18 protein-coding genes are annotated in these 20534 nt (G+C 56.3%); 7 read left to right on the top strand and 11 right to left on the bottom strand.

The features are described 5' to 3' along the window. Positions 1 to 13: 13 nt before the first annotated feature. Positions 14 to 904, bottom strand: a complete 891-nt coding sequence (locus E2H98_RS05240; RefSeq protein ID WP_133590913.1) for a polyprenyl synthetase family protein — start codon at positions 902 to 904, stop codon at positions 14 to 16. Then, positions 904 to 1137: an exodeoxyribonuclease VII small subunit gene (locus E2H98_RS05235; RefSeq protein WP_133590915.1), complete on the bottom strand. Its 234-nt coding sequence runs from the start codon at positions 1135 to 1137 to the stop codon at positions 904 to 906. The genes E2H98_RS05240 and E2H98_RS05235 overlap by 1 nt, the downstream gene beginning before the upstream one ends. A gap of 295 nt (positions 1138 to 1432) precedes the next feature. Between E2H98_RS05235 and E2H98_RS05230 the strand changes: the two genes are divergently transcribed. From E2H98_RS05230 to E2H98_RS05220, 3 genes are read left to right on the top strand one after another with little or no spacing between them, the layout of a single operon-like run. Beyond that, on the top strand, positions 1433 to 2182 hold the full coding sequence (locus E2H98_RS05230; protein WP_133590917.1) for a MotA/TolQ/ExbB proton channel family protein: 750 nt from the start codon (positions 1433 to 1435) through the stop codon (positions 2180 to 2182). Next, positions 2175 to 2999, top strand: coding sequence for a type VI secretion system protein TssL, long form (tssL, locus tag E2H98_RS05225; RefSeq protein ID WP_133590919.1), 825 nt, complete (start codon positions 2175 to 2177; stop codon positions 2997 to 2999). The genes E2H98_RS05230 and tssL overlap by 8 nt, the downstream gene beginning before the upstream one ends. A 32-nt stretch (positions 3000 to 3031) precedes the next feature. Beyond that, positions 3032 to 3469, top strand: a complete 438-nt coding sequence (locus E2H98_RS05220) for a hypothetical protein (protein WP_133590921.1) — start codon at positions 3032 to 3034, stop codon at positions 3467 to 3469. Here the strand turns inward: E2H98_RS05220 and E2H98_RS05215 are convergent, their stop codons facing one another. Further along, positions 3470 to 4570, bottom strand: coding sequence for a sugar-transfer associated ATP-grasp domain-containing protein (locus tag E2H98_RS05215; protein ID WP_157591256.1), 1101 nt, complete (start codon positions 4568 to 4570; stop codon positions 3470 to 3472). A 188-nt stretch (positions 4571 to 4758) separates the two neighbouring features. Between E2H98_RS05215 and argA the strand changes: the two genes are divergently transcribed. Beyond that, entirely contained in the window at positions 4759 to 6063 is a 1305-nt protein-coding gene (gene argA / locus E2H98_RS05210; protein WP_133590925.1) for an amino-acid N-acetyltransferase, read from the top strand. Positions 6064 to 6115: 52 nt separating this feature from the next. Here the strand turns inward: argA and fumC are convergent, their stop codons facing one another. Both fumC and E2H98_RS05200 read right to left on the bottom strand, forming a co-directional pair. Next, positions 6116 to 7516, bottom strand: coding sequence for a class II fumarate hydratase (fumC, locus tag E2H98_RS05205; RefSeq protein WP_133590927.1), 1401 nt, complete (start codon positions 7514 to 7516; stop codon positions 6116 to 6118). A gap of 44 nt (positions 7517 to 7560) precedes the next feature. Further along, entirely contained in the window at positions 7561 to 9600 is a 2040-nt protein-coding gene (locus tag E2H98_RS05200) for a tetratricopeptide repeat-containing diguanylate cyclase (RefSeq protein WP_133590929.1), read from the bottom strand. 193 nt (positions 9601 to 9793) lie between these two features. Here E2H98_RS05200 and E2H98_RS05195 point away from each other — a divergent pair, with 193 nt between their 5' ends. After that, the gene (locus E2H98_RS05195; protein WP_133590931.1) at positions 9794 to 10417 is read left to right on the top strand and encodes a response regulator transcription factor; all 624 of its coding nucleotides are present in this window, start codon (positions 9794 to 9796) and stop codon (positions 10415 to 10417) included. A gap of 329 nt (positions 10418 to 10746) precedes the next feature. Next, positions 10747 to 12447: a S8 family serine peptidase gene (locus tag E2H98_RS05190; RefSeq protein WP_133590933.1), complete on the top strand. Its 1701-nt coding sequence runs from the start codon at positions 10747 to 10749 to the stop codon at positions 12445 to 12447. Between the two features lie 153 nt (positions 12448 to 12600). Here the strand turns inward: E2H98_RS05190 and E2H98_RS05185 are convergent, their stop codons facing one another. The 4 genes from E2H98_RS05185 to E2H98_RS05170 form a co-directional block, all read right to left on the bottom strand. Then, positions 12601 to 12795 (bottom strand): CPXCG motif-containing cysteine-rich protein, encoded by a 195-nt coding sequence (locus E2H98_RS05185; RefSeq protein WP_133590935.1) that lies wholly within the window; start codon positions 12793 to 12795, stop codon positions 12601 to 12603. Between the two features lie 146 nt (positions 12796 to 12941). Continuing rightward, positions 12942 to 13295, bottom strand: coding sequence for a DUF1428 domain-containing protein (locus E2H98_RS05180; RefSeq protein ID WP_133590937.1), 354 nt, complete (start codon positions 13293 to 13295; stop codon positions 12942 to 12944). 92 nt (positions 13296 to 13387) lie between these two features. Then, positions 13388 to 14638, bottom strand: coding sequence for a pyridoxal-dependent decarboxylase, exosortase A system-associated (locus tag E2H98_RS05175; protein WP_133590939.1), 1251 nt, complete (start codon positions 14636 to 14638; stop codon positions 13388 to 13390). 2 nt (positions 14639 to 14640) lie between these two features. Beyond that, complete coding sequence (locus E2H98_RS05170; protein ID WP_133590941.1) at positions 14641 to 16200, bottom strand: acyl-CoA ligase (AMP-forming), exosortase A system-associated; 1560 nt, start codon at positions 16198 to 16200, stop codon at positions 14641 to 14643. Positions 16201 to 16337: 137 nt separating this feature from the next. Here E2H98_RS05170 and E2H98_RS05165 point away from each other — a divergent pair, with 137 nt between their 5' ends. Further along, positions 16338 to 17438 carry a VanZ family protein gene (locus E2H98_RS05165; RefSeq protein WP_133590943.1) on the top strand — a complete coding sequence of 367 codons (1101 nt, stop codon included), beginning with the start codon at positions 16338 to 16340 and terminating at the stop codon, positions 17436 to 17438. Here E2H98_RS05165 and E2H98_RS05160 read toward each other — a convergent pair. Both E2H98_RS05160 and E2H98_RS05155 read right to left on the bottom strand, forming a co-directional pair. Beyond that, complete coding sequence (locus E2H98_RS05160) at positions 17349 to 18650, bottom strand: hypothetical protein (protein WP_133590945.1); 1302 nt, start codon at positions 18648 to 18650, stop codon at positions 17349 to 17351. The genes E2H98_RS05165 and E2H98_RS05160 overlap by 90 nt on opposite strands. Positions 18651 to 18757: 107 nt before the next feature. Next, complete coding sequence (locus tag E2H98_RS05155) at positions 18758 to 20431, bottom strand: hypothetical protein (RefSeq protein ID WP_133590947.1); 1674 nt, start codon at positions 20429 to 20431, stop codon at positions 18758 to 18760. Positions 20432 to 20534 lie beyond the last annotated feature (103 nt).

The following is a 20534-nucleotide window of genomic DNA, read 5'->3' as shown; positions in this document are numbered from 1 at the left end:
GGGTAACTTCACATTAATGGCGGCGCCGGACCACGTACTGGGCCAGCGCCGATAAAAGCGCGGTATTGTAGGGCAAACCCTGTAGGGCATTCACGGCTTCGTTGGCAGTTTTTTCGGCCATCGCCTTGGCACCGTCCAAACCGAGTAGTTGCGGGAAAGTCATTTTGCCTTTTTCGGCATCGGACCCCTGCGGTTTGCCGAGCGTCGCGGTATCGGCCTCGATATCGAGCACATCGTCGTGAATCTGGAACGCAAGCCCCAGCGCATCGCCGTAGCGTTTCAGTGCCTGCCATTCCTGTTCAGCCCAGTCGCCGCAACAGGCGGCGCCCATCAGCACACTGGCGGTGATCAGGGCGCCAGTCTTCAGCGCGTGCATCCGGGTCAATTGCTCCAGCGTCAGTTGCTGACCGGTCGCGGCCAAATCGATGGCCTGGCCGCCGCCCATGCCGAGCGAGCCGCTGGCCCGGGTCAGCAGTTGCAGCAGCCGAATGCGTTGTGGCTCGGCCGTCGCGGTCAAATGCTCATGAGCCAGCACGTCGAAAGCCAGGGTTTGCAACGCATCGCCGGCCAGAATCGCCGTCGCTTCGTCGAACTTGATATGGCAAGTCGGCTGGCCGCGGCGCAAATCATCATCGTCCATCGCTGGCAGATCGTCATGGACCAGCGAATAGGCGTGAATAAATTCAATCGCGGCCGCAGCGAGATTCAGGTCACTGGCATCACTTGCGCGCAGTGCACCGGCTGCGAAGACCAGCGCCGGTCGGAAGCGCTTGCCCTTGTTCAGCGTTGCATAACGCATGGCCTCGTGCAGTCGGGCGGTTGGGCCTTCGGCCGCAGGCAGATGGCGGGCGAGCTCGTGGTCGACGCGTGACTGCGCCTCGGTCAGAAAGGTTTCAGCGATCATCAGCGCGATTCGTCGAAATCGGTCAGGGTTTCCTCGTTGCCCTGGCGGCTTAAGATCTGCACTTTCTGCTCGGCTTCGGCCAGCTGCTTTTCGCAGGCGCGAACCAGCGCGATGCCGTCCTCGTATTGCTTCAGGGCGTCCTCCAGCGACAGATCGCCTTTTTCCATATTGGCGACCAATTGCTCCAGTTCTTTCAGCTGAATATCGAATCCGGGCAGGGTTTTCTTAGCCATAACAGCCACTTGCATAAAAATCGTGTGACTATTGTCGCTGATTCACCGATCTGAAGCCACCGGCGCTGGCGTGTTCGATAAAAGCGTCTAGGTTTATGGTGAAGTCGCGTAGCGACGTCCTCCTCTTGTCCCTCTCCCCTTGTGGGACAAAACCGACGGGAGCGGTTTTGCGCGCCAGCCGCCGTAGCGGTGAGGCGCAGGGACGCGCCTCACAATGGGTGGCGCGAAGCGACGGGAGAGGGGAACGTGCCGGTGTGCCTGTGCACTGGTGAAGTAAGAATCCTTTGAGGTGCCTATGCGTTGGGATTTCACCACGGTGCTCGGCATTCTGGCCGGCGTCGTCGTGCTGCTGCTCGCCTTGCTGGCTGGCGGCAATCTGGCCGGTTATATCGATGTGCCGTCGTTCCTGCTGGTCGTCACCGGCAGCCCATTCATTGTGCTGGCCCGTTTCCGGATGCGCGATTCGATTCAGGCAATGAAAGATCTGAAGCGCATCGTGCAGACCGTGGTGCCGGATCCGTTTCAGTTGATCGCAGACATTGCTTCGATGGCCGAACAGGCCCGCAAAGGCGGCCTGTTGGCGCTGGAAAGTGCTGCGGTCAGTGACCTGTTTCTGCAGCGCGGCGTTGATTTTATTGTCGATGGTCACGATGCCGAGTCGGTGCGCCAGTTATTGCAGAAAGAGTTGATGACTCGTCACTCCCGTCATTTTCGTTCGGTACAGGTGTTCCGTTCCTGGGGTGATGTCGCGCCCGCGGTGGGCATGATCGGCACCTTGGTCGGCCTCGTCGCGATGCTGGCCAATCTCGATGACCCGTCGGCAATCGGTCCCGGCATGGCGATCGCGCTGCTGACGACTTTGTATGGTGCCTTGATTGCGCAGTTCATTGCCTTGCCAATTGCCGACAAACTCGAACAGGTGGTGCAGCAGGAAAAGCGTCTGCGCTACATGATGATCGATGGCTTGCAGGGCATACAGAACGGCGTTAATCCGCGTTTATTAACCACGCAGTTGCAGTCTTATATGGAAGACCAGCATGGATGAATGGGCCGACGACAGCGACAGCGCACCGCGTGGTGTGCCGGCCTGGATCGTCACCTTTGGCGATCTGATGAGTTTGCTGTTGTGTTTTTTCGTACTGCTCTGGTCGTTCGCGGAAATGGATTCACAAAAATTCCGCGCTATCGCCTCGTCGTTGCAGGCATCACTTGGCACTGCCGGCGGCCCGGCCACCGAAGAGGGTGGTGCACCGGTATCCAGCGGTTTGGTTGAAGAAGCCTTGCCGTTGGAAATCATCGATCCGATGCAATACGAAGCGCAGCAGGAAAGCACGCCGGATGATTTGACGCCGACTGATTTGGATACGATTGACCTGGATACCGCGGAACAGCTGCTGAATGAGAAAATTCAACAAGAATCGGAAATCGTTGCCCAGCATCTGGTCGATGCGCTGCAGCGCGAAATTGTGCAAGGAAAGATCGAGCTGGAAGTCAACGGTAAACGCATCACGCTGCGCATCCGCGAGAGCGGCAGCTTTGCCTCCGGGCAGGCGACCATACGTGAAGACTTTCTGCCGGTGTTGGCCAACATCGCCGAGCAACTGGCGAAAACCGAAGGACAGATCACCGTCGCAGGCCACACCGATGATGTCATTATCGAAACGGAACGTTTCCCTTCGAACTGGTCGTTGTCGGCGGCGCGAGCGGTCTCCGTTGCCGACGAATTGCTGAAATCACCGGGCATACCTGATCAGCGGATGAAAATCGCCGGTTATTCCGACACGCAGCCAGTGGCGCCGAATGACAGCGATGAGAACCGCGCACGCAATCGTCGGGTGGAAATCATTCTGGAACGCCCGTAAGCTGCACGGGCAAACACAACAAGGACCATGCCATGAAAGCCATTCTGAAAAGTCTGCTGGCCATTTTGGTCGGCCTCGTTAGCGCGATGGTGTTGATCGTCGTCATTCAGATGATCTCATCGACAATGCATCCGATGCCGGAAGGGTTATCACCGGAAAATGCCCAAGCGATGTCGGAATGGGTGATGTCACTACCGGCCAGCGCATTCATTCTGGTGCTGGCCAGTTATTTCATCGCCACCTTTGATGGTGTGCTGTTGGCGTGCTGGTTGGCACCGAATCAGCCGCGTGCGCATGGCCTCGTGGTATTTGCGTTATTGGCCGCCGGTGCTGCGATCAACCTGATGACCATTACTCATCCGGGTTGGTTTGTTGGTGCTACCGTCGTTGTGTATCTGGTGGCGTTTGCGATGGGCGATTGGCTTGGCCGCCGATTGCACCAACAGCGTTTGGCGCGAGCAGCTGTTTGATCAGGCAAGTTTTTCCGTCGCAAACAAACGCGGAAACAGATAACGGCCCGGCCGATCAAAACAGGCGGTGCCGATCTGGGCCGGATTGTCGAGGTTGATTTCCAACACCAACGGCCCGTGTTCATCGATCGCGATATCAAGTCCGGCAATACCCATATCGGGAAACGCGGCGAGTGCCCGCAAGGCCAGTGTTTTTGCCTCAGCAAAGAAGGGCAATGGATAACCGCAGACGGTGACCTCGGTATCCGGATGTTGCATCAGCACCTCGCGCGATAAATCGCCGCGACTCAGTTCCTGCAACACGCCATGGTCATCAACCGTGCAAATCAACCCTCCGGCGGCGGTATTGTCGACCTGTACGTGTCGACGGCCAATGCGCAAGAAACAACCGAGCACTCGCGGCTCATTTCCTTCATTGGTTACCCAAATACGCAAGGTGTTTACTGAATCCGGATTCAATGCCGCCAATTTAGGATGCTGATGACAAAATGCTTCGATTACGACGCCATGACCATGGTGGTTCAGTTGCGTGAAGCGCGTCGCCAACGGTTCGCTCTCGCCGGTCAACGGATGGGTCAGCAGCACCTGCTCGGCAAGGCATTCAATCCGGTAGCAAACCACGCCTTCACCGCCGGAGCCAATTTCCGGCTTGAACACGACGATCTCGTTTTCGTGGGCATGCAATAGGTGCGCAACGGATTCAACATCGCGCAGCCGCGAGCCATCAGTGGCAATGCCGTGATCTGGATGAAAAAAACCGTACAAGGCTGGCGTTCGGATGCCGGCGTCTAGTAGGTGCTGCTTTTGAGCAAACTTATGACGGTGCAATTGCCGGTGTGTCGGAGGATTCAGCAGGTCTATCAGTTGGTGAAAGTCGTCGTAACAAAAATGCGCCAGTTTATCGTCCCAAGGCATCTCCCTTCGCCACATCCTTGCCATCAGATAAAAACGAAACGTTTGCTGTCTATGCCATTTCAGCCAACAGCTCTCGCGCAACTGACGCCACAGCGGTAAATGGCCCTGTCGCGATTTGCGCCACATGATCGACAAAATGTCCACCGCCAGCTTCAGCCGACGTTTGGCTTCGCTTAGTAGTGACATGGCATCCCTTGCCATCCATGAAAGGGTAGGCGAGCAGCATAATCCTGCACACGGTAGCTGGCAACGATCCGATAGCGGCTCAAGGTCGAATAGGGATTTTCGTACCGAAATACTATACTTAGCCGGACTGAACCGCTTTGTGCCTGGATGCCAGGGATTTCACTCGCCTTTCAATTGGATCGGAAGCAATGGAAACAGATAACTACGTCAATTGGTTTCGCAACACCTCGCCCTATATCAATGCCCATCGCGAAAAGGTTTTTGTGATCGCCATTCCCGGCGATGGCGTCGCCGATCCGCATTTTGAAAACTTCATTTATGACTTGGCGTTGCTGAACAGCCTGGAAGTGCGCATCGTGCTGGTCCATGGTGCTCGCCTGCAAATTGATGAGCGACTGAAAGCCAAAGGCATCACGCCGCGCTTTCATAAGATGCACCGCATCACGGATCGCGACTCGCTGGAATGCATTCAGGAAGCGATCAGCTCGGTGCGCGTGACCATTGAGTCGCAGTTATCGATGGGATTGGTCAATTCGCCGATGCACGGTTCACGAATTCGGGTGATGTCCGGCAACCTGGTGACAGCACGTCCGCGTGGTGTTGTTGATGGTGTCGATTTTGAGTTGACCGGCCTGGTGCGCCGCATTGACCGCAAGATGATTCAGATGCTGCTCGATCAGAACGTCATTGTGCTGATGTCCAGTCTCGGCTTTTCGCCGACCGGCGAAGTCTTTCATCTTGCCTATGAAGATGTCGCCGCGGAGACGGCCATTGCACTACAGGCAGAAAAACTAGTGTTCTTTACCGCCGATGACGGCATTCGCGATGAGAACAACGAAATCGTGCGCGAACTGGAGCCGTCGGAAATTGAACCGTTGGCCACTCGCTACGAAGACATCGATGTCGATATCGCCCGCCAATTGCGACACGCCTATAAAGCCTGCAGTAATCATATCCGCCGTGTGCACTTCATCAGCTATGAACGCGAAGGCGCAATGATTGAGGAGCTGTTTACCCGCGATGGCAATGGTACTTTGCTCAGCGAAGAAAAATTCGAGCACTTGAGCCAGGCAACGATCGACGACGTTGGCGGCATTCTGGAATTAATCGCGCCACTGGAAGAGAAAGGCATTCTCGTACATCGCTCACGCGAGCGGCTGGAAACGGAAATCGGCCAATTCGCCGTCGTCAAACGCGACGGCATGATCGTCGCTTGCGCGGCACTGTATCCGTTTCCGGAAGATCAGACGGGTGAACTTGCCTGTGTCGTCGTGCATCCGGAGTATCGCGGTCGAGGTTCGATTCTGGTCGATCATTTTGAGAAGAAAGCGCGATCAATGGGCTTGAAAACGCTGTTCGTGCTGACCACCCACACCGCCCACTGGTTTATCGAGCGTGGCTACGCGCCGGCGGCGATAGAGAATTTGCCCGGCAAGAAAAAAGCACTGTACAACTACCAGCGCAACAGCAAGATCTTCATCAAGACGTTGTGATGGAAAAACACGGGATTGCTACGACCAGCAATCCTGGCTACCCGCATTCGAGTCACACCATTTTTTTCGGATCAACCCAGCGATCAAAATCCTCGGCACTGACATGGCCGAGGTCGATCGCTGCCTGTTTCAGCGTGGTGCCTTCCCTGTGCGCTTTCTTGGCGATTTCGGCGGCCTTGTAGTAGCCGATATGCGGGTTCAATGCCGTGACCAGCATCAGTGAGTTGTTCAGGTGCTCGTCGATTTGCGCTTTGTTGACGTCGATGCCTTGCGCGCATTTCTCATCGAATGAACGGCAGGTATCACCGAGCAGCCGGGCACTTTGCAACACATTGGCCGCGATCACGGGTTTGAACACATTCAGTTCGAATTGGCCATTGCTACCAGCGATGGCGACGGTCGTATCGTTGCCGATAACTTGCGCGCAGACCATTGTCAGTGCTTCCGGTTGGGTCGGGTTGACCTTGCCGGGCATGATGCTGGAACCGGGTTCGTTGTCGGGAATAATCAGTTCACCGATACCGCAACGCGGGCCGCTGCTAAGCATGCGGATATCATTGCCGATTTTCATCAAGCTAACGGCCAGTCGTTTGAACGCGCTGCTGAGCTCTACCATGGCATCGTGTGCGGCCAGTGCTTCAAATTTATTCGGTGCGGTAACGAACGGCAAGCCGGTCAGTTCGGCGATTTTTTCGGCGACCGCTTTGGCATAGCCTTTCGGCGCGTTCAAGCCGGTGCCGACCGCGGTGCCACCAAGCGCCAACTGCCGCACCATTTCCAGCGCGTTGTTGATGGCGCGAATGCCATTGTCGAGCTGTTGCACATAGCCACTGAATACCTGGCCCATCGTCACCGGCGTGGCATCCATAAAATGCGTACGGCCGGTTTTCACCACATCCTTGAACGTGTCGGATTTTTTTTGCAGCGTCTCGCGCAATTGCTTGAGCGCCGGCAGGGTTTGCTTGAAGGTCAGCATGTAGGCAGCGATATGCATGGCGGTTGGGAAGGTATCGTTGCTGCTCTGGCTTTTATTGACGTCATCATTGGGATTCAGCGCTTTCTCGCTGTCGTCGAGTTTGCCGCCGTTCAGCACATGGCCGCGATAGGCGATCACTTCATTGACGTTCATGTTGCTCTGGGTGCCGCTGCCGGTTTGCCAGATCACCAGCGGAAACTGATCGTCGAGTTTGCCGTCAAGAATCTCATCGCAGACCCTGCCAATCAGCGTCGCTTTGTCTGCGCTCAGTACGTTGAATTGTTGATTGGTCAGCGCGGCCGCTTTTTTCAGATAAGCGAACGCCTCGATGATTTCAAACGGCATGCTGGCTGGCGGACCAATGCGAAAATTATTGCGGCTGCGTTCGGTTTGCGCGCCCCAGTATTTTTCGGCCGGCACTTTGACTTCACCGAGCGTGTCTTTCTCGATGCGATAGCGTTGTTGATCAACGGCCATGTTGTTCACTCCTTGTTAACGGAATTGATCAGGCGGTGAAGTAGTCAACCGCCCGGGCCTTTGCTGATGCGGGCTTCGATCTGGCCGGCTGCGATGGCGTCCGCGAGGCCGGTTTCCAAGGTCTCCAGATCGTGTTCTGAACTCAGCTGCAACGCCGTAATGCCGACCGCTTGATTGCGACCGCGCGCTTTCGCCTGATACAGTGCCAAATCGACCAGATGCAGTGTCTTGTCTATCGACAAGGCTTGCTCGCCAATACGCAATGGTAGCACCGCGTAGCCGAACGAGCCGGTTACCGGTAACGGTCCTTGTTCCAGTGTGACCGGTTCGCCAGCAACCGTCTGCATCAGACGCTGGGCAACGGCTTCCAGTTGTTCCCGCTGAACATCGAGCAGCACAATCAGAAATTCTTCACCACCCCAGCGCACGGCAATATCGCGTTCACGCAAGGTGCTTCGCAAGCGATCGGCTATGGTTTTCAGCACGACATCGCCGGCAGCGTGACCAAGCCGATCATTGATTTGCTTGAAATGATCGAGGTCGAGCAGAAACAGGGCATGGGTGTGACCCGGTTGCAGTGGCGCCTGCCAGTCGAACTGACGGAAGAAATGATCAACGTAGCGGCGGTTGAACAAGCCGGTCAGCGGGTCGTGCGTGCTCTGATAATCGAGATCGATATTGATCGCGCTCAACTGCGTAACGCGGGTACGAGCCCGACGATAGAGCAGCACCAGCGCGCACAGCACCAATGCCGTGATCACCGCGACCAGCCACCAGGTGCGGCGTTCCAGCTCGCGGTTGGCGAGCTCGACCGATTTCAACGCGTTTTCTTTGCTTAACAGTGTAATTTCCCGTTCGCGTTTTTCCGTGTTGTACTGCTCTTGCAATTCCAACACGCGTTTGTCGCGATCGGCCCGGAACAATTCATCACTGAGACGCTTATGTTCGCGCGCGGCCAGGTAGGCCTCACGATAATCGCCAATCGCGGCCAGCACTTCGCTGTATTCCTGGTAAATGCCGGAGACATCCGGTTTGTTGCCCATGTCGCCTAGCATCTTGATGCTTTGTTCAACGTCTTGTCGGCCACCGTCCTGCTTCGCATACAGTTTGGCAAAACCGCGATTGGCAAAACCAATGGCGCGCAAGGCCGGGTCTTGATATTGCTCGGCGAGCTGAATGGCTTTGCTGGCCGAAGCTATCGATTTTTCGTACTGACCAGTTTTGTAATAGTGGTCAGAAAGATTCACCGCGGTGATGGTTTTCAGCTGCGGCTCCGGTGTTTGCGCGGCGTAACGTTCTGCTTGCAGCAATGCGTGCTGCCGATCATCAAGCCGATCAGTGCGCGACAGCGCAAAATACCGCTGCAGGTAAAGCCGGGTCAGTCGATTGGCATCGGGAGGTTGCTCTGCTTCGGCCAGTTGCAATGCGCGATCATTAGTGGCGATCGCTTCGTCAAGCCGATTCATGTAGGTGTACAACACGCTGAGATTGCCCCAGAGCAAAAACAGCGCATGGCGATCATCCATCGCTTCGGCCGCAGATTGCGCTTGCAAATAGGCTTCGAGCGCGGTGTCGAATTCGCCCAGCCGGTCTGCAATTTGACCGAGTTGTAACGCCGCGTCAAAACGCAGGCGCCAATCAGTTTGCTGTTTTGCCTGCTGCACGGCTTGTTGCGCCAATTGAAATGCCTGCTGGCGATCACCAACTCGAAACAACAGACTGGCGCGGCAAGTATTGGCGATGATTCCCAGTTCCGGTTTTGTCGCGCTTTCGCGCATCAACCATTCGGCGGCTTGCTGCACTTGTTCGGTATTGCTGTTGGCGGCGCCAACGGTGCAGCGCAGCTGCTGCCATTTTTGTTGCACCAGCGGCTCATCGGCCGGCAATTGTGATTCCATTTCCGCCAAGGCCTTGGCGCTGCCTTCCGGATCGGCCTGGGTTCGGCGTTGAATGTCGGTGAGTTTGTCCAGCCATTGCTGCGTGCTTGCCGATACCGCCGGCGCATGGGCTGCCAACGTCAACGAAACAGGAGAGAACAGCAGAAAAATGGCCAACATCAGGGGGTAAACGTGGTGAACGTGCATCGCGATTTATCCGAATAGCCTCGACATCAAGCATAGTCGAGTTGGCGCAAACTGCCGCCTGGCAAGGCATTTGTCGGCGCTATCGCTATAGCAATATGCAAAATGGTGTTATCCGCTGCCGGAATGACAGCGCTAGTCTTCCGCCGTCATGGGTCGTCCCCCCTGGATTTGTTGACCGCTGGAGGGCAGCGATATGTCGGCTACAGGTTTGCGTGTGTTATTGGTTGATGATCAACCTTTATTGCGGGAAAGTTTGATACACCATCTGCATCAATCGTTGTCGGCTCCGATACTGACCGCCGTGCGCAGTGGTGCGGCCGCGATTGCCGAGTTGGCGGCGGCGCCGGTCGATTTGCTGATCGCGGAAATGTTCTTGCCGGACATGCACTGCTTTTTATTATTGAAAGCCTGGCAGGAGCAAAATGCACTACCGAAGACGGTGCTGCTTTGTTGTGGCGCCACGGCCGAGTGTCAGGCGTCGGCGCGTCAGCTCGGCGTGCAGGCGATTCTGAATAAACGTATCGATGGTGAATATTTTCAGCGCGCCGTGCAGCGGGTGTTGCTCGGCGAATCGTTCTACGAGCCCTTCTCACCAAATGGCAACAGCTGCGGATTACCGAATTTACCCGTACTGACGCCACGCGAATTTCAGGTGCTGTTGCATCTGGCCGGTGGTCTCAGCAATAAACAAATTGAGAATAGGTTAAATATCTCTGCTTCGACGTTGAAATCGCACCTAAGCGCGTTGTTCGGAAAATTTTCCGTCAACAATCGTACTGCTTGTGTGATTTCGGCGCGGCAAGCGGGACTGATTTAACGCGAGAAAAATCCGATTGTGGCGAACATGCCAATTGGTTATGTGCTAACGCCTTTTTTGTGAACGGCGCCCATCAATTTTCGCTCCATCAGATTTTCATTTCGAATCAAAATCGCCATTTTCCCGAGAAAACTTCGATTTTTCTTCTCTGTTGCGACGCGCCAGAAAGCGCGCACCTCTTACCAGCGAGTCATCCATACGGATGATGGTGACGATTGTTACCGTTTTCTTACCATCGCCCGGCGCTGAACATCGCATTGATATTCAGTGACTACGACGCAGAGCTCGGCATTCCTGCGACGACATCAACGCTACGGAGAACATGCCCAATGAAAACACAAAGAGCGCTCAGACTCTCGCTCGCTGCAGTCAGCGTTTTCGCTGCCTGTGCGGCGCAGGCCGGAGAAATCCGCGCCGCCAACGAGCCGGATATCATTCCCGGCCGCTACATCGTCGTTTACAAAGACGACGCCGCCACCATTGCCAGCCGCGGCCCCATTCGTGCGCAAGCGCTGGCCGACAAACACCGCCGTCGTTACGGTGCTGATATCCGTCAGGTATTCGAACATGCACTGAAAGGCGCGGTCGTGGTCATGGACCATGGCAGCGCGCAAAAACTCGCGGATGATCCGGATGTTGCGTTCGTCGAACAGGACCGCATCATTCGTTTGTCAGCAACACAAACCGGTGCCACCTGGGGCATCGATCGCATCGATCAAACCGATTTGCCGCTGAACAGCACTTATACCTACCCAACGGGCGGCTCGACCGTGCACGCCTACATCATCGATACCGGCGTCAACACTTCACACAGTGGTTTCAGTGGCCGTATCGGCAATGGTTATTCGGCGATTGGCGGTGGCACCGGCGATTGCCAGGGCCACGGCACGCACGTCGCTGGCACTGTTGGCAGCACCACCTGGGGCGTCGCGAAAAATGTCGTGATTCACCCGGTTCGGGTGCTCGGTTGCGATGGCAGTGGCAGCATTTCCGGCATCGTTGCCGGCTTTGATTGGATCCGCGCCAATCACATCAAGCCAGCCGTTGCCAACGCCAGTTTGGGTGGTGGCGCATCCAGTGCGATGGATACGGCGGCCAACAATCTGGTGTCGTCCGGTGTCGTCACCGTGGTCGCGGCCGGTAACGACAACAGCAACGCTTGCAACTATTCGCCGGCGCGGGCGGCATCGGCGATTACCGTTGGTTCAACGACCAGCTCCGACAGTCGTTCGAGCTTTTCCAACTACGGTTCCTGCGTGGATATCTATGCGCCCGGTTCCAGCATCACGTCCGCCAGCCATACCAGCAACAGCGGCTCAGCTTCGATGTCCGGTACCTCGATGGCATCACCGCATGTTGCCGGCGCCGCGGCGTTGTATCTTGCCGCCAATCCGAACGCTACGCCCTCGCAGGTAGGCAATGCGTTGGTGCAAAACGCCTTGAATAACAAAGTCAGCGGCATTCCGTCTGGCGCGAACAAATTGCTGTACACCGGCTTCCTGAACGGTGGCAACCCGCCGCCGCCACCGCCTCCACCACCACCGGGTGGTGGTGAGCTGCAGAACGGTGTGCCAGTCGGCAACCTCGGCAACAACACTGGTCAGTGGCTGTATTACACACTGCAAGTGCCAGCCAATGCCACCAGTTTGAGCTTCAACACCAGCGGTGGCAGCGGCGATGCCGATTTGTTCGTGCGTTATGGCGCCAACCCGAGCGCATCGGTTTATCAGTGCAAATCGGAAAGCCCGACCAACACCGAAAGCTGCACGATCAGCAACATCCAGGCCGGTACCTATCACGTTGGCATTTACGCTTACTCAACCTTCTCCGGCTTGAGTTTGACGGGCTCCTACAGCACCGGCGGTGGCGGCGGTGGTTGCAGCAGCCTGCCGCAGTGGAATGCCAGCACGTATTACCAGGCTGGTGCAAAAGTGCAGTACAACGGCCGTCAATATCAGGCGAAGTATGCGATCTGGTATTGGTCACCTTCCTACAGCTTCTACTGGACTGATTTGGGTCCGTGCAGCTGAGAACCGTTGTTCGCTCCGGCCTGTGAAGCCTGGATTTGTCCGCGCTACCCCGACGGCGCAGGGCCTGAGTAGGTCGGAGCGAATTCTCAAAAAGAAAGCGATGACATCAAGTCATCGCTTTTTTTCTGTCGACATCATCGACACAAAAGTTTATTACTCGTTTTCGCGCAATGCCGTGACTTCAACATGACCATCGGCTCTTACGTGAGCCAGAATTTCAATGGGGTGGCAACACACTTGGCAGTCTTCGATGTATTGCTGCTCCGATACCGAACAATCGACCATGATGGTGATCCATTCAAAACAATAAGGACATTGAATTAGTTCGGCAGATTCTCCGTTCAACATGGGCTGATTTCCTTCTTACACATGCCGTATGAATGTGATCCTGCCGAGGCAAGCGCCACAGCGGGACAATCACTCAGGTTGGTTAATTTTCCTACGGTCTTAGAACACGCTCAGGCGCAGCCATGACAAGCGTTTAGAGCAGCACTTTAGCTCTCGACCAGAACCGTGAAACCGCCATACATCATCCGCTTGCCATCAAACGGCATCTCGAATCGCTCGGGGTCCATGCGCGGGTCTTCCATGATTTTCTTCCACGCTTCATCACGTACGGCTTTTGATGGCCAGATCATCCAGGAAAACACCACGGTTTCATCCGGCTTGAGTTTTACTGCCATTGGAAACGAGGTGACTTCGCCTTCCGGAATATCGTCGCCCCAACATTCCACCAATTTTTCCATGCCGTACTCGCGAAAGATATCGACGCAGTATTCGGCATGTTGCTGGTAAGTTGATTTATTGGCAGTCGGCACCGCCAGCACAAAGCCATCGACGTAGGACATGACACCACCTCCAGTTTTCGCTGCCAGAGCACAATGATCTGGCTTGCTACAAGCGGTATTGGCCGGTGTTCACACCCGAGTCGGTATAACGCTTACACCAGCAGTTCAACGGCATCCGGGTGGCTCAGGAACGCGCGTGGCGATGCCGTCAGGCCGTAAGCACCGGATTGGTAAACGGCGATCAAATCGCCGATATCGGCTTTTGGCAGCGTCATCTTGCTGCCGAGCAAATCGAGCGGCGTGCACAGCGGGCCGACGACATGCACGGTTTCCATGTCATCGGAACTGACGCGATTGGCAACGGCCAGCGGATAATTCTTGCGAATGATCTGACCAAAGTTGCCGCTGGCTGCCAAGTGATGATGCAGACCTCCATTGGTGATCAGGAATACCTGTCCGCGCGAGACTTTGCGCTCCAGCACTTCGCAGACATAAAGCCCGGCTTCGCCAACCAGATAACGGCCGAGTTCCATGACCACTTCCGCTTCCGGAAGGCGTTGTTTGCATTCCGCGAGATGACGTTCGAGATTGGCGGAAATCTCGGCCAATTCCAGCGCTTTGTCGCCAGGGAAATACGGAATGCCAAGGCCGCCGCCGATGTTCAGTAATTTCACGGGCGCGGGGGCCGATTGCGCCAAGCGATAAGCCAGTGCAAAGGTGTTGTCATGGGCTTCGATAATATTTTCCGGACGCAGATTTTGCGAACCCCAGAAAATATGGAAACCGACAAACTCCAGCGCATCGCTTGCACCAATGCGTTTCAGCACATCGGGTACGATTTCGGCATCGATGCCGAACTGTGCGGCATGGCCGCCCATTTTCATCCCTGATGATTTCAGCTCGAAATCCGGGTTGACGCGGATCGCGACTTTCGCTTTTTTGTTCAACGCGTGGGCGGCGGTTTCGGTTTGCTGTAGTTGCGTCAGTGATTCCAGGTTGATAACGATGTCACTGGCTACCGCCAAACGAATTTCCTCCAGTGATTTACCGGGACCGGCAAAACTGATGTCATGCGGTTTGGTCGGCGTATCAAGCGCAACACGCAGCTCGCGACCGGAAGCGACATCAATGCCATCAACGAGGCCAGACATGTGTTTGACGACGGCTGGCATCGGGTTGGCTTTCATCGCGTAGTGCAGCGATAAGTCTTTTGGCATCGCCGCGCGCAGGGCTTTTACCCGCTCCGTCATCGCGTTCTTATCGTAGACGTAGAACGGCGTTTGGCCGGCACGTTTAACGAGTTCGCTGAGTTTGATGCCGCCCGCGGTCAGTTCATTGTCGACGACCGGAAAATACGGATTCTCGGCGTGAATCGGCGCCGATGCGGTGGGATTCGTGCTCATGTTCAGCCCTCGGTCGTGAACAGCGTGGCGTATTCGGCCGACAAATGTTTGCGATCGATTTTGCCGTTCGGGTTGCGTGGTAATTGTTCGCGCAGAATGATTTTGTGTGGTTGCATGAACATCGGCAGTGTTTTGCGCAACTCAGCAAGCATTTCCGCTTCAACAAAATCGTTGCCGGCTTTGATCACCAACACAATCGCCTGACCGAGTTGTTCGTGTTTGCAGCCAATGGCCGCGACTTCAGCAACGCCTTTTTGCTGATAAACGGTGTCTTCCAGTTCCGATGGCGAAATGCGGTAACCGCTGGATTTGATCATGTCGTCCTTGCGGCCGATGAAATACAAAAAGCCTTCGCTATCTTTTTTCACGGTGTCGCCGGAGAACACGGCCATTTCATCGAGCACCAGGCCGTTGACGCGTTTTGGCATCAGCTTGAAGCGCTCAGCGGTTTTTTCCGGCGCGTTCCAGTAACCGAGCGACACCAGCGCGCCGCGATGAACGAGTTCGCCCGGTTCATCAGCGGCGCATTCGCTGCCATCTTCACGCAGCACGACGACTTCGGCATTGGGAATCGCTTTACCCATCGAACCGGGGCGAACATCAACCTGATCCGGTGGCAGGAATGTCGAACGAAATGCTTCGGTCAAACCGTACATCAAGAATGGCTTGGTGTTCGGCAATTGCGCACGCAAACCTTGCAGCGTCGCGAACGGCATGTGACCACCACTATTGGTGAAATAGCGTATCGATTGCTTGGCTTCCTGCGGCCATTCCAATTGCGCCAATTGCACCCACAACGGTGGCACGGCAGCCAAACCGGTGATCTGGTATTTGACGCAAGCACGGATGACATCATTCGGCAGCAGATAATCCATCAGCGCCACCGAAGCGCCGACAGAAAACGCCGTCGTCAGTTGCGACAGGCCGTAATCGAACGATAGTGGCAACACTGCCAGCAAACGATCATCTGCCGTATTTTCCAGATACTCGGCAACACTGTGGGCACCGGCAACCATATTGCGATGAGATAGCACGACGCCTTTCGGATTGCCGGTCGAGCCTGAGGTGTAGAGAATCGCGACCATGTCGGCGTCAATGCGGCGATGACCACGCAAACCTTTGCCGCTAGCGAGCCATTGATTGAGATCGGCTGCTTGCGGACATTCGCCATCAACTGACAGATTGAGTTTCAGATCCGGGCAATCACCCAGCTCCGGTTGCAGTTGTTCAAAGCGCGCTTTGGCGCTGATCAACACCCGGACATTACAGTCGCGCAGAATGTAGGCGACTTGCGCCGGTTTTAGCAGCGGATTGACCGGCACGAATACGGCGCCAGCGGCGGCGGCGCCAAAAATCGCAATCGCGGTTTCAAATTGCTTCGGCAGATAAATCGCGACTCGATCGCCGGGCTGAATGCCGGACGAAACCAGTGCATCGGCGAAGCGGTTAATGGCATCGGCGAGTTGGCGGTAGGAAAGGGTTTGATCGCGAAAATGGAGAGCGGGGCGCTCAGGATAGCGCTCAGCGCTAGTGAGCACGAGGGCGTGCAGCAGTTCCTTCATGACGGCAAAAAGCATCCTTGTTGATGAAGCGCTATTGTAACGGGCATGCTGTCAAATGCCAGCCCCGCGCAGGGCAATAAACTGATCAAAGCCGATTTCGCCCGCTAAAGTCGGTGACACGGAGGTTCCATTCAACCATGCGCCGACTGATAACTCTTTATGCGTTGCTGCTGGCCTATTTGTCCTTGTATCCGTTCTACTTCACGGTGCCGGTAAGACCGGTCGAGCCGGCCTGGTCGCGGAGCGACATGCTGGCCAATGTCCTGGCCTTCATCCCGCTTGGCGTGTTGCTGCGGGCCTGGGCCGAGCGCCAGTTTGTCAACGCGGCCCGAGCGATGAGCTGGATGCTGCTGGCAGCGGTGGCATTTGCTGCCTTGCTGCAGTGGCTGCAGGTATTCGTGCCGGGGCGCAGCGCCTCGTTGATGGACATCGGCATGAACATGATCGGCGTCGCGCTCGGTGCCAGTTTGCTGGTTCTCGCCCATTGGTCTGGCTGGAGCAAATACTTACTGCCGCTGGCCCGCCAGCCGGAAGGCTGGCTGCTGCTGTTCTGGTTGTTGCATCAACTGGCGCCATTCATTCCGCTGTCTCCAGACAAGGCCTGGCGCCTGATTGTCTATCAGTGGACAGAGATGGCCTTCGATCCGGCATTGCTGCTGGCCGAAACCTTGGGTTGGGCGCTGCTGTTTCGTTTGGTCGATCCGGTATCGCTGCTGGCGCGCCGGCTGGCGCCGCTGGTGTTGCTACTCAGTGCTTTCGTTTGGGCCAATGGTCTGCAGCCGGAAGAATTACTCGGTTTACTGCTGGCGTATGGGTTGTATTGGGGTCGTCAATATTGGTCGCTGCGCTGGCTGCTGCCGCTGGCGCTCGGCTATTGGCTGTGGCGCACGCTGTTGCCTTGGCAGTGGCTGGACACGCGGCAGCCGTTTTACTGGCTGCCATTTGCCTCGCTGATGCATGTGCCGATTGCCTGGGCGATTCAGCAAAGCCTCGCCAAGCTGTTTTGGCTGGCGGCGATGCTCTATCTCGGCTCGTTGTGGCCGCTGGTAAGGCGCTATTGGCTGCTTTTGCTTTTGGTCGTTTTGGTGCTGGTTGAAACTCTCCAGCTATTCCTGCCGCGTCATGCTGCGGAAACGACCGATGCGGTGTTACTGCTGGGCTTGGCTTTCGGCTGGCATCAACTGGAACGGCTCAGTCGCCAGCAGACGGAAAGTGTTGCGCCAGGCTTCTGGCAATGAGGTGTCGCGGGCAGCCGCTTTCAATTGCTTTTGCCAGCAGCGCCACGCCGATGGCCACTGTTCTTTGCACTGAAGCTGTTGCGACTGGGCGTAATGCAATCGGCGATGCGGATTGCCGTATTGCACTAACAACTGTTGCGGTTCAAACCGACGCAGGCAGATGCCGAGCTTGACCAGTTGCTGCAGCCAGGCGCGCAGATGCGGCAGTGTTTGTTCAACCGATTCGGCCAGCAAGGGTTGGGTACCGGCGCTGATCAGCACTTGATAGGGGCCGCCGTATTGGGCGTTCGACCAGTTCGGTAACTCGACTTCCTGCAAACAGTATTGCCAGGCCAACCAATCGGTAACCGGTTCGGCCGAACGCAACCAACTGCGCACCGGCTCCAACGCCAGCGGTTGATGATTTTGGTCGGCGTTGCTTTCCGAAACCTGGCGTGGTTGCGCAGCCAATTCGCGGTTGGCGCGTAGGCGCTGGGCAAGGCGCTGCTGACGAAACTGAAACAGCAATTGCCAAAAGGTTTTTTGTTCGCTGGCGCTGACGATGCGGCCGGCGCCGAAACGCTCAGCAAAATAGGCATTCAATCCATTAGCCAGCAGCAGATCCCAGCGCGGAGCAAAATGCGCCCAGAGCTGCGCCAGCGCGATCAAGCCTTGCTGCAGTGTCAACGGTTTTTTGCGATTGGACACGCGGCCGCCATCAATGCCGAGAATCTGTTGCTCATGCCACATGTACTGGGCTAGATGCGGTTCACGCAGTGACAAGCCAGCCATGTGCTGACGGGCCAGGTAAGCGGCCAGCGCGTCGACGATATTGGCCCGCGTCGGATCATCGGCATCGAGTTCCGGCCATAAACCAAACACCGTGCGCGCATTCGGCAACCATTTCAGCAGCACCACCGAGACGGCCTGATCGCTGGTAAGTCCGGCATACAAAAATGCCGGCGTCACGCAGCCGGCGTTTTGCAGCGCACGCAGGCCATCGATTTCCTGCTGGGCAAAATCGGCGTGTTTGCCCGAGCTGAAATACAGCTTGGCGACCACTTCGTCGTTGAAATAAAAACCATGGAAACTGGCGCGTTTCATTGGCGTCAATTGCAACAGCCGATCACAGGAAAGTGGTCCGGTGCGATCAAGCAAGGGCAGCGCAAACGATTGCGCGCGCTGATGCGTCAGTTGCTGCAAATGTCGGGCAACGGGATAGCGGTTTTTCATCGGGAAAGTGGCGTGGCTGCGTACAGCAAAATGGGGTGCAAGCCTAACGGCTGGCACCCCATTTACTCAAGAAAAATCGCAGCGCCCGATGGCGTGGCGAACGTTATTTACGCGGCGTTGCGTGCTTTGCGCAGCAAGCGGGTGGTGGCGTTGGTCAAGGTGTTGACCCGATCTGGAATCGGCTGGCGCAGCATCACGCATTCCAGCGCGTAATCGACCGCCATCAGCAAATCAGCAACCAAGGTCAGCGTTTTTGCCGGCAGGCTACGCAGATTGGCTGGGTCCAGCGCGTGCTCGACGACATACTGGATTTCCAGCAGCGGCTCGGCAAGGTGTTCGAGTTTCATGAACGTCAACGCCTGGCAGACTTTTTCCATCGTCGCGTTCACTTGGCGAATTTGGCTGCGGTCGCCTTCGGAGGCAATGTAGGCGTCGAAGGCGCTGGTGGTTTCAGCCAGATAGCTGCGCACATCGGTCAGCGCACTGTGCTGACGCTCATCGATTTTCATCACATGCGGTTCTGGCGCATCGAACTCGCTGCGCACTTGCGTCGCCGCCAGTTTGCTTTCCAAGCCCATGCGCACTTTCGACAAGGCATTGACGACGGTTTGCACTGAGCTGTGGCAGGCCACCAGCACTTTCAATTCGGTGCGTGACAACACTGCTGAGGCGCCAATCAATTCCTGCGCCAAAGTGGCTTGTTCGATCACGGCCAAGGTTTGGCCCAGACGATGAATCTGGCTTTCCAGCGCTTGCTGATCCAGCTCGGCGCCAGGAGAGGAAACGATTTTGTGATTCAGGTCGGCGAGCAAGGCGCTGAGCTCATCATGAACATGGCTCAGCACGACGCGATAAGTCTGGTCGGCCGGCGCGCCGAGCGCGCGTTGGGCGTCGAGCAGGTCGTGGTCGGTCAGCGGCCGTACCTGAACATGGAAGGCCTTGGCCAGCGCGTCGAAACCGGCCGGGCGTTTTTTCGCCAGGCTCAGGTGATAGAACACGTCGCGCCAGAGCACGTTCGGGATGACGGAAATTTGTTCACTACGAGCCGATTCGAGGTGTTTGTCGATGTAACGCTCGATTTGCGACAACCAGCGTAGGCGGCTTGGTGTCAGCATCAGCTCACTCGTCATGGCGTTGATGACACCGTTGGCGAGATACCAGAATTCTTTATGACGACCATCCGGCGCGCTCCTGCCGAGAATTTCGGTGGCGCGGGCGCAAAGCTTCAGGCCGGATCCCTGTTTGCCGTGTTTGACCACGTGCAGCAGTCCCATCTGGAATAACAGGTGTTGGCGACGGCCAGTCTGGTTCAGTTCTTTGAACGTGACACTGCTGGCGATGCGTACCGACGGCACGCGTACCGGGAAGAAATGCGAGTCGAGCAGTGGGGCCTGACGACGGGATTGGCGTAGTTGGTTGATGGCCGGCAGCAACAGCTCCGGGACATCACACTGTTTGGAAACGATGTAATCGAAGTAGCGGGCGAGCAGGGCACAGCCGTAGCTGACCTGGCCTACCGTATCGAGTGCCTTGGCGTCGGCTTCGAACGGCATTTCCTTGACAATTTCGAGGGCTTCTTCGGTGAAGTGTCGGGCTGCGGTCATATCAACCAGTTCCAGCGTGCCACGCACAACCAGCAACTCGTTGATGGCCTCTTCTAGCCCCTGTCGCTGCTGCCAATGCTTGGCAAACAAATCCAGGTGATCGCCAATCTGATTCAGCAAGGCATTCAGTTCGCCATGCACTAATTGCAGTGCGGCGCTGGCCGTCAAGGTGTTCATGATGCTTTCCCTACCCCAATCAATTCGTGAAAGCCGGTTACAACAATAAAACCGAGAACCCGTTCCGGTTTTGCCCAACCTGTCGCCATTCGATGTGATCGCG

Origin of the sequence: Permianibacter aggregans (assembly GCF_009756665.1) — a bacterium.
Lineage (GTDB): Bacteria > Pseudomonadota > Gammaproteobacteria > Enterobacterales > Permianibacteraceae > Permianibacter > Permianibacter aggregans.
The sequence above is the reverse complement of the archived record's forward strand: the minus strand, read 5'-3'. Positions and strand labels throughout refer to the sequence as shown.